We start from the raw sequence: 15,048 nt of genomic DNA on the forward strand, positions 1-15,048 counted from the left end.
ATTGTCGCGGTCACTTCGGCGGGGTCTGAAACCTGACACCTGAATTTGCAGGTGCAGATTGACTATAGCGCATGGATTATCTCGTCGTTAATAGTCAAAGCGAAATGTCAAGAAGAAAGTTCAAAGAATATAGCTTTCCCTGGCCAGTCAGCCTTGTGCATAAATCACTTCACCAAACAGCTCATGCAGGTTCACGGTATGAACGGCCATCTACGCTTCGGCAGGCTAGGAGCGTACTGCGCCGTAGCGGGCATTAGGGACGGTGATAGCCTCTACCTCGTGCTCGACGCACCATTGGCGCAGTGGACGCCACGGATATTCGATGCCAGTCCGGTTCTTGACGGCAAGCACGGTGGAGTGTTCAAAGCATTCACCCAGACGTGCCGCTAACTTATTGCGCTCACGCACCGCTACCGAAGCCGTTGCCATCGCGGTTGCTTCACGGCGACTGCCGATCTCTGCTTTGGTGCAGATCGCTTCATCGCGCTCGAACGTCACCAGTTGTGCGGCCTTGCGCTCTTGCCCCATGTGATCGCGGCTTCTGCCGAGTAAAGGAAGTTCGTCAGGCCAAATTCGACGGGGGATTTTGTTCGCGTAAGCTGAAGTAGTTATCTTCCAGCGCCTCATACCACTCCCACGTCTGGTCGGTCTCCAACATCTTGGCGTGACGTGAGGTCCCGCGCTCAGTCCGGAAGGTGAGGCTGGTTGAGTGTTTATTAACCAACTGACAATAAGACGGTTGGTTATTTTTTTGAGCGAAACTCTTTTAGCTCCTCCCCGTCAATCTTAAAGAGGTGTTTTCCTTCGATGAAACGCTCTTGGTTGCGTTTGTAATTTTGCTGAATATTATTGATGTCCGTCCCATACCCCTGAGCCAACAGTTCGGTCGTAATCATACGCTGGCCCTGATATTCGATAACGGGCAGTTGGGTATTCTGAATAGTGATGACTTTGGTTATAACGATTTCTCCATAGTTAAACGGATGTAGTTAAGAGGTATTAGGGGGCTAGCTTGCAAAATTTTGCAGGTTGGTGTTCAGATCGCTTACACTTGGCGTAACACAGGAGGATTACCTATGGGCCAAGTTGCATTTGATACTCAAGAGTTTGTCGAAACACTGGAAAAGTCTGGCTTGAATAAAGAGCAAGCTAAGGCGATTTCTATTGCTGTGCGTAAATCTCATGAGGTTGCTGATGTTGCAACCAAGCGCGATCTTGATGATGTCCGTAAAGACCTATCCGCAGAGATCGCTGATGTCCGTAAGGATATGGCTGTGGGATTTGATAAAATTAACGATAAATTTGAAAAGCTTAGTATGCAGATGATGATTCGCCTTGGGCTAATGGTCGCAGCTGCAGTCAGTATTATCGCCGCCATCCTCAAGATATGACGCTTCCTTAGTACACTATTGCGTATGGTCATCATCCCGAGATTAATGAAAAATCTATCGGAATAAGCTTGACGTACATTAAGGTAATGAGTACCTTAGTCCATCGTTGTGATTTTTAGGGTCGGTAGCTCAGATTGGAAGAGCGTACGTGTTATTAAACCGTAAGGACGCGGGTTCGATGCCTGCTCGACCCTCCACTTTCAGCAACACCCCTCCTGCGTCAGGCGCCTAACCTGTTTGCGTAGTCGCTTGTTGTCTTTGGCCATATACTCAATCACTGCCCTGAGCGTCTGGGCTTCCCCCAGTCTTCGTTAGGCTGCCTGCCCAGACTGACCGCGGACATCGTCGATACTCTCGCCGCCGTTGGTGATGGCGACGACCTCTCCCTATATCTCGATCATTGTACTCAGGGTATTATGATCCCCGACTGATTAGCACGTGCAAATTCTCACCCCTGTCGGCATTGATGTTGCTTCCCAGAAATTTGACGTTGCAGTCTGGAAAGGTAAAGCAGCCTACAAATTCAAAGCCTTTTCTAACACGCCTAAGGGTTTCGATGCGCTGAAAAAATGGCTTGAGCCGTTCGGTGACTGCCATATATGTATGGAAGCAACAGGTGCTTACAGTGAGCCATTGTCTACTTTCCTGGCTGATGCAGGTTACGCTGTGAGCGTGGAAAATCCAGCACGCATAAAATCATTCTGCTGCAGTGAACTGAGTCGTAACAAGACAGATAAAGGCGATGCACGCATGATCGCGCGTTATTGTAAGCTGCATGCTCCCGTGTTGTGGCAACCGTTGCCGCTGAATGAAAGAAAGCTGAAAGCGTTGGTCAACCGGCTAATAAATCTGCAGGAAATGAAGCAGATGGAAGAAAATCGCCTGGAAACAGCCTCCCGTTAGTACAGGTTTCCATCTGCACGGTCATCGCTGCGCTGGATACCCAAATAGCAGAGATAAAACAGGCGATGGACAATCATATAGGCAACTATCCAAGTCTTAAGCAAAACAGGGAACTGTTGGAATCGATCCCTGGGATAGCTGGCGTGTTGAGTAGCATGATATTGGGCTATTTTGGTGATATGTCACGATTCGATAGCAGCAAAGCTGTCGAGGCTTGGGCTGGTCTGAATCCGATGTTGCAGGAGTCTGGGCTGTGGAAAGGTAAAAGTCGGATATCAAAGGTGGGCAGCGCCATGATACGTAAAGCCCTGTATATGCCGGCCCTGACGGTAATGTGCTATAACCCAGCAATAATAGCGCTGAAAGAGCGTATGAATGCACGTAATAAATCAGGGAAAGTTGTCGTATGTGCGGCAATGAAGAAACTATTGCAACAAGCTTACGGAGTGCTGAAATCAGGGCAGGTGTTCGATGCTGGAATATGTCTTGCAAGATAACTGGCAAGACGGTATCTATTGGGGTGCCTGAAGGTCAGCACCCATGCGTTAGCCAGTTTCATGATTCAATTCTCCGTAGACTGCTTGTGGTGCCTGATTTGATAACCCTCTCAGGCGGCGAAGGTTCCTGCATTCCCCAATGCAAAGGAATCGGTTAAAATATGCTTACCCCAATGCAATATAAGGATAAGCCAATGTCTAAAAAGCAAACGGTCACTACCTGCGAAAGGCTGGCCTATGACTATTTACCCGAAAAGAATGTAAGGCCCGAGCCACAACCTAAGGCTCCGCCACCGACACCGAAGAAAACCGGAGGCTGATAACCATAAGGAATCGCTATGAGCCGAGATGAAATTAAAGACCGTATCCTGTACGGGTATTATCTAGAACAGTTGTACGCCACCGCGACGGGGCGGATTGACCGACTCTTTTCGGTGTTAACGTTGATTTTCGGCTCAGCGATAGTGCTAAAAGCGAACCCATTTTTCTTTGGGGTGATGATCGTGATTATTTCAGTGGTGCAATCGACTTACCAATTTGGCAAGCAGTCCGCCGGAGCCGCGAAACAATCCTTTGAGTATCTCAGATTATTCACAAATGAAGCCCAGTTCAATGATGCTGATCTGAAAGCCAGACTCATCGAGCTGGAAAGCACTGATAACAACATCTGGTCTTGTCTGAAGCCTATAGCATTGCGGAAAACGCAAATAAAAATTGGTCTTCCTGTTGAAAATCAAGAAGAGCTATCCATGCTATCAACGTTGTTGCGGTTGCTCTGTGGTTAAACCCACGACCGTTCTATCATCCAGCACGATGACTTCGCCCCCCAGCGCTCTGAGCCGGTCGTGTTCGCGCCTCTGGGAGGGGCGTGCTTTCTGCCCCGGCGCTTTGCATTCCACAAACAGCACCCGGCCACCAGGTAAGACGACCAGACGGTCAGGTACGCCCGCCTGCTCGGCGATACAAACTTGTAGGCGATGCCGCCGGTGGCTTTTACCGCGCGGATAAGCTGTTGCTCGATGGCTTTTTCTCTTAGGTAGTACATGCTTATGCCTTCCCGTCATTAATGGCTCTCGCTAAAGCGCCGGTGCTGGTGTTGGGCGAGGGTTTTGCCATACGGTCAGCGGTCAAAAAGTCATAAACAACGTTGCCGTTGCCGAAGTCCCACGCGTTACAGTTAGCGTTGGCGAACGGTACGATGGTCATGGATGGTTTTTCAATGTTCATCGAGTTATTCCTTCCGGTAATAAAGCGCTTCAAACCCGCCAGCGTTAAGCGGCAGGCCATCGGCCCAATGTGGGGTAGTTGCCAGTAGGGTGCTTAGCGCGTCATGCGTGTAGTCATCGGTATCCGGCGCTTCGCAGACCACCTCATCGTGTACCGTTAAAACAATCTCGTAGCCGTGCTCTTCAATCACGGGCATGGCTGCTGCCAGCACGTCACGCGTGGCTGCTTGGGTGAGATTTTCCGCAATTTTTCCGGAATATGTTTTGAGCCGGTCCCATTTGTGCTTGTACGGGTCCATGCCCATGTAGGTCACTTCCCCTCTCCCGGGTAACAGACGACCCGGCCCGAGGGCAGGGCGATGCGCAGCCACGCACCGTCGCGCCGGATTTTGACGCGCCGACAAGGCAGCGTGCACCCGGGTGTTCAATGGTGTGCCGTACCCCGTCCTCCAGTGTCCGCCAGAACGAGATGGTCTTTGGATGCGCGTCCCGCCACAGGCGTTTTATCGAATTACAGGCAACAAACACGCGCTCTGTCAGCCCGTAGGTTTTCTTCCGCTTTACGGACTCGGCGTACCAGTTTCCGGCCTCGCGGATAATTGTCGCCGGTATGGAGGGCAGGGCCACATCGGCCAGCGCATCGAGGTCAAGGCCGTAGGCGAGGGCAAAGGTCACGAAGGCTGCCACGCCGCCGCCATACCCCAATCCGAGCTCCATCACCTTACCGACTTGCCTTTGCGCTTTGGTCATTTCGCTTGGGTCGATGTGGAACGCCTTGGCGTAGGCCAGCTTGTACAGGTCATCGCCGATACCAGCGTCATAATCGCGGAATGCCTGCAGCTTCCATTCCTCGCCCGCCAGCCACGCCAGCATCCGGCCTTCGATATTGCTCAGGTCGGATACTACTAGCTTCTTACCTTCGGGCGTGCGGATGCAGGCGCGTAGTGCAGAACTGGTGAGCGGCATAACGTCGAACGCCAAATCTGCCACGCCCTTTTTCAGCGCCTTTATCCCCAGGTCAATCTCTGCCTGTGACATGGATGGCCGAGGGAGGTTGTCGGGCTGAAAAAGCCGCCCCGCCCAGCTCCCGGTACGTGAGGCACCACAAAACTGCTTGGTGCCGCGTAAACGGCCATCGCGGCTGACGGATTCGACCAATTTCTCGTACTTACTGGTGCTGGTTGTACAGGATTGGAGACGGACGATCAGCCGTTCGCGCAACGCTATCGGCAGATCGGGGTCGTTGATACGCCGCTTAAGTGTACTTTTCTGCATATCCGGCAGGGTAATGCCGAAGGCGTTAACGATATGGTTGATGATTATCCTTGAGAGTTAAATCCTTATATAACAAATCATTAGCCTCTACATTGAAAAATTTTGCAATGTTTTGGACCACTGCCAACCGAGGACTTTTGACTTCACCATTCAGCATCCGATGCAATGTAGGCTGAGGCATCCCTATTCGCCGTGATAATTCAGCAACACTTTTTACTTGCTTATTAGACATTAAGCTATTGATATTTCTTTTTAATTTTTCTGTCCCTAAGTTCATCTGTATGTCTCCAAATATAAATATATTCTTTTACGCATATTATAATCGGCTAAAAATAAAATTTTCGCATTTTTATTTCATATACGAATTGTTATTTTTTATGCGTTTTATAAATATTTTGAGAGTTGACATGATGGATAAAAAAACACTACAAGAAGTAGTTAGGTCTCTACTGGAGCTTGGATTCACCCAAAAAGACCTAGAAAAAGACACGGGGTAAAACAACCTTCAATAAGTCGGATACTGACGGGCAAGAATGCTGACCCTAGAATATCGACAGTGCGTGCTTTGGAGCAGTTTTACCTAACACAAATAGCAACCTCTACCATCACCAAGGCCAAATGACCCATGGCGATTCGCTACACACAGGGGCGAAACGCTAAGGATAATCAGCCACGCGACAGGAGCGCCACGGACTTCACTGCGTTTGAGAAGTCCGTGCGCAAAAGCTGCGTGCGTATCGGCGTTAAATCCATTGACACCAAAGGCATTAGAGAATAAAAAGCGGAACTTGCCCTACCTTTGGTGCACGTTCAAGCCGGGGATGCCGCGACGGCGCTGTGATACCAGTGCGGGTGACCTGTATGTGCTGCCGCTAGACCTTGACGGCATCAGCGAAGAGGGCTGGCAGAGCGTCAAGTCGGCGATATCGGACTATCGGGGCTTTTCCTACACCACTGCCAGCCACAAGCACCCGGCGGTGAATGGCGAAAGCCGTATCCGCATTGTGCTCGAACCGAGCCGCCCGATTACGGCGGCGGAAAAGCCTAGAGTGTTGCAGCAGCTGCAGGCGCACATCATGCACGTTGTCATGCTGAACTACGATGGTCCGGTTCGCTGGGATGACAGCGTTTACGGTTCGGCGCAAATCATCTATCTGCCTGATGAGAACGCCGAATTTGAGAGCTTCAACGGGCGACCGGTTGATGTTGACACGTTGCTGGCTGAGGCAGCGAAAGGGGAAGAGTGCGATCGCCTGCCGGCATCCGATACCAATTCCGTTGACGATTTAGAGCGCCTTGTGCAGCTGGACAATGTTAACGATGAGACGTTCGACGATATCCGCTCCGCCCTGTGGCACCTCGATGTTATCGCGGACGCTGAGGGTAGTTGCGGGCGCTATTTGGCATGGATTGCGATGGGGAACCGGCTGGCGTGGTTCAAAGGTACCGAGTACGAAGAGCGGGTGCGCGAACTGTGGATCGAATGGTCCGCCGCCGCCAAGTGGGATAACGACGCACTAAAAGCCGATCGTACTGGTTATCAGGCCATCTTTAAGCGCACGGGCGATGCTGGCTGGATAAACCCCGGCTCTGAGCGCATGAAGCATCCCGTGGCGGTGGTGGAGGATTTTGAGGACCTGGGCGCGGTTGAGGCGGCGAATAAAACGCCGTGGCCAGCCTTTGTGCGCAAAGACAAGACCGGCGTCATTAAAAACACCATCGATAACGTCAGCAAGGCTGTTGCGCGGCCTGATTTCTGCGGCGTGCAAGTCTGCTTCGACCAGTTCCGCGATGAAATTATGCTGGCCGAGGAGGGCGATAACCAATGGGTGCCCATTACCGGCCCCGATTTTAGCAGACTGCGTATCACTCTGGAACGGCGGCAGTTTGACCCGGTGAGTAAAGAGCTCAGCGGGATGCAGTGTTGCTGGTTGCCGATGAGAACCCGTTCGATAGCGCCATCGAGTGGTTGAACGGAGTGGATTGGGACGGTGTGCCACGCGTGAAAACTTTCTTCGAGACGTATTTTGACGTCGAGCCGTCGGAATATACCTCTGCGGTATCGCTTTACGCCTGGACAGCCTTGGCGGGCAGGGTATGGCAGGGAGATAACCTGCTGATCGACGACACGCTTTATGGCAGAAGTACAGCGGCGTACCGCCACGGCTACGATGTTGACTGTTCAGACGAGTCGCTCCGGGTTGAGTACAATCGCCCTGATTTGAAGGGGCTGAGCGTAACGGCTTGCATCGCGTAATGTCGTCTGGAGAGAGGATAAATAAATGAGTGATAGTTCAATTATTGAGGCGCTGCTTGCAGCGGTAGAGCAAAAACTGAGCGAAGTTAAGGCCAGGCTGCAAAAGACCGAATCCACGCAGCCCTTCAAGATTGAAGCAGGCAAGGTTTTCATCGAAGAAGCACCGATAAAGAATGCTGTGATTAGAGCTGCGTCAGATGGATGCATCACGGCTAATCGCGAGGCGATTGTCGAGAATGCGGTGCGCATAGCGAATATGCTTGGCATGAATGCAGTCAACGCTCACGCGGGAAAATACGATGAAATGCAGTTGCGGAAAATGGCACTGCGCAGAAATGAGATACTCGATAGCATAGCCGACGCGTTAACGCCACGTGAGGGTTACCGGTGCCGCGATTTCGATATGCGTAAACTGGGGCGTGTTCTTGGACAGATGCAAGCCCTGGCAGAGCTTCAGGCATTGATCGAAGTTAACGATCGCGGACTGGAAGCTAAAGAAAAAATCTTCGAAGAGCTAACCATCCACCGTTTAAAAAATTCCCCATTCCAGAAAGTTGGGGAGCGCCATGCGTAGACTATGTCCGTTAATGCCGGGGCTTGTTGTTCCTGATCGTCTCAGAGGTTATTATGTTTCTTCAGAGTTATAACTTTTTTGAGACTGGAATGAGTATAACCTACGCAGATATCAGGGAGTATAAAGTAAAGATAGACCGGCAATATGATGTTCGACGGTCTAAGTTACAAAAACTCGGGTATAAACTTGTCAAAGAGTATAAAAAATCGCTTTGTCTACCTGCCGAGAGATGGCGGGATAGTAAAGGTGTTGACAGACCCTATGTATCGGTAGGACATTTAAATGAAGACGGAGCATTCCAGAAAACTACGCTGGCTGCTATAAACCTTACCGACGACTATACGCTCACCTTTAAAGTTTCAACTGTTATTGATGACCAGCCATTAACCGGTGGAAAGCAATTTTTGTCCACTATATCAATGCTATATAGGGATGGAATGCTAAATGTTGATGTCGGTCATTGTCAGAGGTCGATAATTGTTGCCGTCCAGGAAGAGGAAGATGCTTTCATAGAGGTTTGTTTAACAATGAAACAAATCATCATATCTGCACTCAGTGATACACGTTTAGAGTGATTTTTCACCCCGCCAGACGCTAATCTGGCACTTATTTTGAAGGCTACGCCCCGGCGTGGCCTTTTTGCTGTCTGGTGAATGAAAATATTCAGTGAAGCAACTGTCTTGAACGATAAAATTATAGAGAAACGTGATGGTACGATTCATCCCACTCTTCGTTCTTTCTGAGCATCGCGTTCAGGATAGTCAGAAGTTTACGCATACAGGCAACCAGCACGACTTTTTTGGCTTTTCCCGCTGCAAGCAGCCGCGTATAAAATGCTTTTATCACCGGATTAAAGCGGGTTGCGACAAGTGTGGCGATATAAAGCGCTGTTCGGACTCCGCCCCTTCCGCCAAAGATGGTTCGCTGGCCCCGCATGGTACCCGAGTCCCGGTTTATGGGAGCAACGCCTACAAGCGCGCTGATGGCTCGTCTCGAGAGGCTACCCAGGTCGGAAACCTCCGCCAGCAACGCTGCAACCGTCATCATACCAACCCCTTTAATACTGCTCAGTCTGGCAGCCAGCTCTTTGAAGTGGTTCCTGATGTGGTTGTTCATGTCTTCATCGATTCTGGCAAGCTCATCTTCCAGCGCTTTGATGATGATATTGATACTTTTCCTGCTCTGCGGATGAACGGGATAAAAACGGTTACGCTCGGCTTCGTTGACGCCATTTTTAAACTGATGGTGCTGCCGCTAAGATGCCCAGACTACTCGCTGATCAGCAAGCGAGCAAAGACAGTTAAGATCAGCATAAAAACGCCTACCCGTGGTGAAATCTCACCTCTAGTCATTGATGGAACCGGCCTGAAGGTCTTTGGCGAAGGCGAATGGAAAGTCCGACAGCATGGTGCCGACAGACGGAGGGTGTGGCGTAAGCTGGATATGGCCGCAGACAGTGTAACGCATGAGATTATCTGTGCTGACTTATCGCTCAGCGGTACGACGGATACTCAGGCCCTACCAGCTCTGATAAACCAGACCCAGCGGAAAATCAGGGAAGCGTCGGCTGATGGCGCTTATGATACCCGCTACTGTCATGATGCTCTGCTGAGGAAGAAAATAAGGCCTCTTATTCCTCCACGAGGTGGAGCGCAATATTGGCCAGACCGATACCATGAGCGTAACTACGCCGTTGCGAATCAGCGTCTAAGCGGCAGTAACGATGTATGGAAAAAGCAAGTGGGCGATCATCTAAGTCTGCGTGACTATGATGCGCAGGTAGGTGAGGCAATGGCGATGGTCAAAGCGCTTAACAAAATGACGCTGTTAGGAATGCCGAACAGCATCCGGATCGCATAACAATCGATCTGCTAGGGGGGCGTAGTCACACAAGTTCTGATTTATTCAACAAAGCCGCAACCGACATGAAGTATTTGACGCTGGCGCCCATTAAGAGAATAATCTTCGGCGTTGGGTCGTTAGCTCAGTTGGCAGAGCAGTTGACTCTTAATCAATTGGTCGTAGGTTCAAGCCCTACACGACCCACCAATATTTCAATAAGTTAGATTCCCTCTCGTCCGGTTGTAAAATCACCCTGTGTCGTATTTGTGTCGCACTACGCGAAAATGCTGTCGATGTGTCGTGCGTGATTAGTAAAATGATTAGGAGAAAAGTGAGTATATCTCCTCACCATTACTGTCGATTCGCCGCATTTGATTTCTGGTAATGCAGATAATGGAACTGCCGAACGTATCAACCCGTACGCCCAGGTATGCCGTAGGTCGTAAAAACGAGAATCCATAATTCCGGCGTGCTGAAGGCACAAGGCTAAGCCTTATTACTATCGACACGCATTTTCTTAGTTGTGGAGCTAGAGTTCCATCTGGTAATGCATGGCGTCTGATAAATAAACACTCTGCGGTTATGCTTCGCCATTTTACTGCGCAAGGTACACCAAGCCGTGTCAATGAGTGCCACCCTTAAGGGGCGGCTGCCTTTAGTGTTCTCTGGATGTATTCAGGTCATCCTCCTCTGCATGTTGCGCTGTGACCATTCGAGATGGAGGATTTTGACCTCCGTAAGCCGGTAGCGAGGGCAAACACGACAACGGCCTTAAAGTAATTTGACAACTCGTCAATCAAGCACTTTGCTTCTGCTGTGATGAGCGATGATATCCTTTCCTCGCGTGACGCCTGGGTTTTTCACATTGGCACAGAGTCCAGTTAACTCCATTCCGTCGCTGCCATCCTAAGCTATGTTCGCATAACTGCTTTACGCGAATACCATTATCATTGGGTATTTGGTCGTTCCATGAACTCAAGCCCTGGCTTACCTTCTCTTGCTAATCTAGCTCTTAGTTTTACTCACCGCCCACGATGTGCCCTTTTTGACCTCTGGGAAAATGCATTTCAAATCCGATCATCGTTTATCTCAGAAAGCGGAGCGCCGCATAAGTGTGGCGGAGAAATCCAATCTGCAAGCGGGATTTCCAAGACGAAATACCACTCATATCTGCCCGGTGATCCTAATATTGAAAACGAGGTGGGAATCAGCACAGGGTTACTACAGGCTTCCCCCATACTAAATAATTGTCATTGCTAGGGGATTCTCATAAAGACTTACCATTGAATATATGCTGGACCAGACACTGTTTTCAAACGTTAAGACAACCTCAAATTTATAAAATTGATAACAAATTTGCTTTAGGGTTTAAAGGAACATTTTCCTTTAAATACCCTATCATTTCAGAGTGGGGAAAGGTATGTGCAGCTTTATTTTCATAAATCCTTTGCAATCTATTTTCAACAGTACGATGTGATATGCTAAGTTTTGTCGCTATTTCCTTATTGCCGCCGGTGTTAGTGACGTTCCGCCAGAGGAATGCCAGAAGTCATTCGCTTTAGTTAAAGTTGTTTATGACGTTTGCTTATTGGCGTTGAACCGTCACCAGAAAAAATTTACGCCAGACTGTAACAATTTTTTGGGTATATAGCGATTATGGCCGAATTGACGACCATACTCTATTAATGCGCTAAGGCTATTTATGCCCAATTTATTATAAAGAGTTTTCAATCGCTTCTCTACCGTCCGTAATGAAAGGTGCAAATTTTGTGCTATCCCCTTTTTATCCATGCGCTGCATAGCATAAAATAGGATATCCAATTCTTTTTCATTAAAGGTACTGTCAGGCTGATTAAGGGTAATCACTGACGGTGAAAGCTCGCGGAAAAAATCACACAGGTGAATAAGTTCAAATTTTTTCTGGTAGAGCATTGTTCCTATAACATTCCCTTCGTGATCATAAAGAGGGAATTTTGGCGTATAAAAGGGTGCCAACAGACCCTGACGACCAAAATAGGAGGTAATAATGGTTTCCGTGCCTTCTTTGCTGGCTTCTGCTTTTCTGTCTTGGGCTCGAATCTCCTCGGCGAATTCAGAGCAGGGATGAGGTAATTCTTCATCTGTTCGACCTTCAAAATCGAAACCTACCGGCAGATTGAGAAAGTCTACAGCTGCGTTATTCATATATACAATTCTTGATTCCGAATCCTTGATCGCCCAGGGAATAGAGGCGTGCTCCATTATGGCAATGATGGGGATTTTGCCGAGGGATTCGGTATTTAGCACGACGTCCGCTGATGCGTTGCTACACTCCATGATTATCTCTCTTTGAAAGGTAATGTCTTTTGTATCCTCTTCACCTTGCGAGAATAAAAATTACATAGGTTTCAGTAGGGGTAAAGAGTATTCCACCCTCGATAAGACATCTGGCCAAAGAAAACTAACGCGTATCCTTTGCCCTGAAGAGATATCCGGCAGGGGGAGCATAATCTGTCAATTTCTCTCGCAGCAAGGCAGACGAGCGTGACAATCATGAAATTGCCGTTGCTCGACGGCCTGTTTTTTGCGATATGGGGTTTAGCCTATGCCAGGCGCGTGTAAAATAAAGCGTGGCAAGCAACGGCCAAAAACACTTTGATAATGCATTTAGATTGGAAATAGGACGCGGCGCCGGGATGAGGCATAACTACCGTGCCTGACGTTAGAATAACGTTTATTAGTTAAGTCCCCAGGGGAACCAGGAGGGCGTGAGTAGGTACATCACCAACTCGAGCGCCAGCACCACGATTAGCAATACACCTAATTTATGTCGGCAAATCTATTTTTGCATAATGTACCCGGATTCTTTTTTCTAAACGAGGAGATTTATAAGGCTTAATGCCAGCCTGCTAACGAGAAGTTGCGCGTCACTAGTCAGGGAGCTCGCTCGCTTGTCAGCAGGCGCTGAGGGTCCAGCAGGCTCTGGCCAGGCCAAACTGCTTTTGCACCATCCGTGGCCGTTATTGACAGTGTAAGACATTTAACGCTGTGGGTGTGCCTTCTTTGATGTGCTGTCATACACGATTAAGCTTCCTTACCCCCCAGGGTAGGTGGTTGCAGGGCGTAAAGAGGCGTTAGCAACAGATGAGCATAAGAAAAATCGACCGTAATAAGGAAATAAAAAAGGGGTATATAGGGAACTCGCGTCCTTACCATTAGGATGAATTCGTTGACTTGTTAGTTCAATGAGACCAGACGGGACGCGCTTTGCTCGGTAAAATCACGCTATATGCAAATACATGTGATTTTCATTCTCATTTGGTATTGAATCGGAATCCTCTTAAATGATATAACTAGCTATCCCCATTGCAGAGCTAAAACCGCCGTCGGGTGAGTTCCGGAGATAAGCGCCGGGTGGGGACAACTTCTTTAAGGCCGCACAGGTGCGGCCCTTTTCTTATTGAGGGTTATAAAGGGCGATGTTGGCACCTGGACGAAGTTTTGCCTTTTCCAACTGCCATGTGTTTTCAGGTTTACAGCATAATAAAAATGAGCACGAGTGGAAAGCTTAGTGGCCAGGTTAAACCGATAAGCGCGGTGCACAGTAGACGTATGCCGAAAGGACGGGTCGCGGCTGATAAAAAATTTCAAAAGCGCTGTGACGACAGTGCCGGTGAGGTAGCTTGCAACAAGAAGCTGCCATGTCGTCAGGGTGTGCGTGTCCATATTCGCCGTTCCTTTCTGATTAAATCCTTTACATGCTCGAAATATCCCCCCGCTTGCACAGGCCCTAGCCAGCGGTGGCACAGGACTTATATACCGCCTTGTGTTAGTTCAGCTTGTAAGTAAGGGCCGCCCGGCACAAGCGTGTACACCCTGTTCGCCCAAGATACGCTAAAAATAATCGGCCTCGCCATGAAAAAGGGGGGTAAAACCATTACCCCATCGCGAGTTCCGGTGAAAATCATGGTCAGGGCTCGCCTTGCCAACGGTATTTATTACGCTAAATGAGTACTCTTTTCCATGTCTTCGCCTCTGCGCTCAAACATGCGCTGAGCAGTACGCATGTCGCGTCCCGTGCAAATAACATTGAGGGCACTTGATGTGATACCGTGCTGCAGTCCTGGTCAATGAAACAGATTGCTTTGATAGCAAATTTATCGCTTTCATGTCGGTCAACTGCGGCGTTGATCAAACTTCAGAATAAACCCGATGTTTTCTTTGAGGAGAGAAGTGAGTAATAAAATTGCTAATTTGTTATGTATTATAAGCCAATGTTATTTTGCATAACGAAAATTCTGGCATAGTGGCTTCAGCGAATTCTAATCTCGCTCTGTTTCAATCCGGTACAACATCCTGCCACCAGTTACCGCGACTACGTAAGAGCACAAATGGTTAATGCTATCGGTATGCTCGCGAGACCGGCGACATGAAGCACCGGGTTTTCTTATTCATGGAAAGTAGGTAATTAATTCAATCTATTTTTTTAGAGTGATTATTTATTTTTTGTGTAAGACTAACGACGTAGATAAAAATTTGTTCTATGATTTATTAAATCTATGCCATCCTTTTAAAATTTATTGATATCATCACACTGCCTCTCTGCAGGTCGGTGATAAATAAAAAAACACTGAACGCGTTTAAAAGAGAAACCTGTCCAATATCATTTTTTTTGGGGAGTGATTGCGTGCGCGGGTACGCCTGTCCCCTTTAAGGCAGCATCATGAAAGATGAAAACGCTCGGATTATTTATGACAACATCTTTGAGGGGGAAATACCGTCCTCTAAGATTGAACGCTGGCGTTTCGGTGTCAATGCTTCTTTGTTGCAAGCACATTTCACCCGGTCTCAGGTTGATATCCTCGATTGGCGTGTTGAAGCCCATCATTTTGATATTTTTATCTGTGGACATATCCGGGCGATGGGGCAGACGTTTGTTAATTTCCCATCACACGGGGTGATTTAAATGATCATTTTTTGTTGGTCATTATGCTTGAAGGCAGTATTAGAAGATAGTCTGGGTCGACAGACTTTATCACTTGAACCTGAAGATGTCCTGTTGATAGACGTATTACAGCCTCTGAATGGCTTTGTTGAATAAATA

At 48.6% G+C, this 15,048-nt stretch carries 16 protein-coding genes, 2 tRNA genes and 4 pseudogenes; 13 read left to right on the plus strand and 9 right to left on the minus strand.

The features are described 5' to 3' along the window. Window positions 1–225 precede the first annotated feature (225 nt). Both SGP1_RS10170 and SGP1_RS35645 read right to left on the minus strand, forming a co-directional pair. Complete coding sequence (locus SGP1_RS10170; protein ID WP_050747562.1) at window positions 226–528, minus strand: hypothetical protein; 303 nt, start codon at window positions 526–528, stop codon at window positions 226–228. Between the two features lie 215 nt (window positions 529–743). Further along, complete coding sequence (locus SGP1_RS35645; RefSeq protein ID WP_341532864.1) at window positions 744–878, minus strand: ORF6N domain-containing protein; 135 nt, start codon at window positions 876–878, stop codon at window positions 744–746. Here SGP1_RS35645 and SGP1_RS33200 point away from each other — a divergent pair. The 6 genes from SGP1_RS33200 to SGP1_RS10195 all read left to right on the plus strand — a co-directional run bounded on the left by SGP1_RS33200 (window position 819) and on the right by SGP1_RS10195 (window position 3,576). Next, window positions 819–989: a hypothetical protein gene (locus SGP1_RS33200; RefSeq protein WP_243466220.1), complete on the plus strand. Its 171-nt coding sequence runs from the start codon at window positions 819–821 to the stop codon at window positions 987–989. The genes SGP1_RS35645 and SGP1_RS33200 overlap by 60 nt on opposite strands. A gap of 87 nt (window positions 990–1,076) precedes the next feature. After that, a complete protein-coding gene (locus SGP1_RS10180) occupies window positions 1,077–1,391 on the plus strand; it encodes a hypothetical protein (RefSeq protein ID WP_011410994.1) in 315 nt (104 codons plus the stop codon). Between the two features lie 118 nt (window positions 1,392–1,509). Next, window positions 1,510–1,588 (plus strand) — tRNA-OTHER (locus SGP1_RS10185). Window positions 1,589–1,829: 241 nt separating this feature from the next. After that, window positions 1,830–2,294: an IS110 family transposase gene (locus SGP1_RS33205; RefSeq protein ID WP_011410995.1), complete on the plus strand. Its 465-nt coding sequence runs from the start codon at window positions 1,830–1,832 to the stop codon at window positions 2,292–2,294. Between the two features lie 65 nt (window positions 2,295–2,359). Further along, window positions 2,360–2,791 carry a transposase gene (locus tag SGP1_RS33210; RefSeq protein WP_243466221.1) on the plus strand — a complete coding sequence of 144 codons (432 nt, stop codon included), beginning with the start codon at window positions 2,360–2,362 and terminating at the stop codon, window positions 2,789–2,791. A gap of 338 nt (window positions 2,792–3,129) precedes the next feature. Beyond that, complete coding sequence (locus SGP1_RS10195; protein ID WP_011410996.1) at window positions 3,130–3,576, plus strand: hypothetical protein; 447 nt, start codon at window positions 3,130–3,132, stop codon at window positions 3,574–3,576. Here the strand turns inward: SGP1_RS10195 and SGP1_RS10200 are convergent. The 4 genes and pseudogenes from SGP1_RS10200 to SGP1_RS27170 all read right to left on the minus strand — a co-directional run bounded on the left by SGP1_RS10200 (window position 3,547) and on the right by SGP1_RS27170 (window position 5,569). Further along, window positions 3,547–3,836, minus strand: a pseudogene (locus SGP1_RS10200) (VRR-NUC domain-containing protein). The gene SGP1_RS10195 and the pseudogene SGP1_RS10200 sit on opposite strands and share 30 nt — an antisense overlap. A gap of 2 nt (window positions 3,837–3,838) precedes the next feature. Next, a complete protein-coding gene (locus tag SGP1_RS10205; RefSeq protein ID WP_041866496.1) occupies window positions 3,839–4,018 on the minus strand; it encodes a hypothetical protein in 180 nt (59 codons plus the stop codon). Window positions 4,019–4,022: 4 nt separating this feature from the next. Beyond that, a pseudogene (locus SGP1_RS27165) lies at window positions 4,023–5,337 on the minus strand (DNA polymerase); the annotation flags it as partial. Further along, a complete protein-coding gene (locus SGP1_RS27170; protein WP_148203320.1) occupies window positions 5,318–5,569 on the minus strand; it encodes a helix-turn-helix domain-containing protein in 252 nt (83 codons plus the stop codon). The pseudogene SGP1_RS27165 and the gene SGP1_RS27170, both read right to left, overlap by 20 nt. A gap of 586 nt (window positions 5,570–6,155) precedes the next feature. Here SGP1_RS27170 and SGP1_RS10220 point away from each other — a divergent pair. From SGP1_RS10220 to SGP1_RS10230, 4 genes are read left to right on the plus strand one after another with little or no spacing between them, the layout of a single operon-like run. Further along, window positions 6,156–7,265 (plus strand): hypothetical protein, encoded by a 1,110-nt coding sequence (locus tag SGP1_RS10220; RefSeq protein ID WP_243466222.1) that lies wholly within the window; start codon window positions 6,156–6,158, stop codon window positions 7,263–7,265. Continuing rightward, window positions 7,217–7,549 carry a VapE domain-containing protein gene (locus SGP1_RS33215; RefSeq protein ID WP_243466223.1) on the plus strand — a complete coding sequence of 111 codons (333 nt, stop codon included), beginning with the start codon at window positions 7,217–7,219 and terminating at the stop codon, window positions 7,547–7,549. Before SGP1_RS10220 ends, SGP1_RS33215 begins: the two co-directional genes overlap by 49 nt. A gap of 25 nt (window positions 7,550–7,574) precedes the next feature. After that, on the plus strand, window positions 7,575–8,123 hold the full coding sequence (locus SGP1_RS10225; protein WP_011410998.1) for a hypothetical protein: 549 nt from the start codon (window positions 7,575–7,577) through the stop codon (window positions 8,121–8,123). Window positions 8,124–8,149: 26 nt separating this feature from the next. After that, window positions 8,150–8,698 carry a hypothetical protein gene (locus SGP1_RS10230; protein WP_041866855.1) on the plus strand — a complete coding sequence of 183 codons (549 nt, stop codon included), beginning with the start codon at window positions 8,150–8,152 and terminating at the stop codon, window positions 8,696–8,698. Window positions 8,699–8,816: 118 nt separating this feature from the next. On the opposite strand, the pseudogene SGP1_RS10235 reads toward SGP1_RS10230, so the two are convergent. After that, window positions 8,817–9,341, minus strand: a pseudogene (locus tag SGP1_RS10235) (IS110 family transposase); the annotation flags it as partial. Here SGP1_RS10235 and SGP1_RS10240 point away from each other — a divergent pair. Both SGP1_RS10240 and SGP1_RS10245 read left to right on the plus strand, forming a co-directional pair. Further along, a pseudogene (locus SGP1_RS10240) lies at window positions 9,339–9,983 on the plus strand (IS5 family transposase); the annotation flags it as partial. The pseudogenes SGP1_RS10235 and SGP1_RS10240 overlap by 3 nt on opposite strands. 113 nt (window positions 9,984–10,096) lie before the next feature. Further along, window positions 10,097–10,172 (plus strand) — tRNA-Lys (locus SGP1_RS10245). A gap of 1,395 nt (window positions 10,173–11,567) precedes the next feature. Here the strand turns inward: SGP1_RS10245 and SGP1_RS10250 are convergent. Continuing rightward, complete coding sequence (locus SGP1_RS10250) at window positions 11,568–12,281, minus strand: helix-turn-helix transcriptional regulator (RefSeq protein WP_011410999.1); 714 nt, start codon at window positions 12,279–12,281, stop codon at window positions 11,568–11,570. A gap of 1,092 nt (window positions 12,282–13,373) precedes the next feature. Next, on the minus strand, window positions 13,374–13,670 hold the full coding sequence (locus SGP1_RS33220) for a GhoT/OrtT family toxin (protein WP_243466224.1): 297 nt from the start codon (window positions 13,668–13,670) through the stop codon (window positions 13,374–13,376). Window positions 13,671–14,667: 997 nt separating this feature from the next. Between SGP1_RS33220 and SGP1_RS10255 the strand changes: the two genes are divergently transcribed. After that, window positions 14,668–14,910 (plus strand): hypothetical protein, encoded by a 243-nt coding sequence (locus SGP1_RS10255; RefSeq protein ID WP_041866857.1) that lies wholly within the window; start codon window positions 14,668–14,670, stop codon window positions 14,908–14,910. Window positions 14,911–15,048: the final 138 nt, after the last annotated feature.

This window comes from Sodalis glossinidius str. 'morsitans' (assembly GCF_000010085.1).
Lineage (GTDB): Bacteria > Pseudomonadota > Gammaproteobacteria > Enterobacterales > Enterobacteriaceae > Sodalis > Sodalis glossinidius.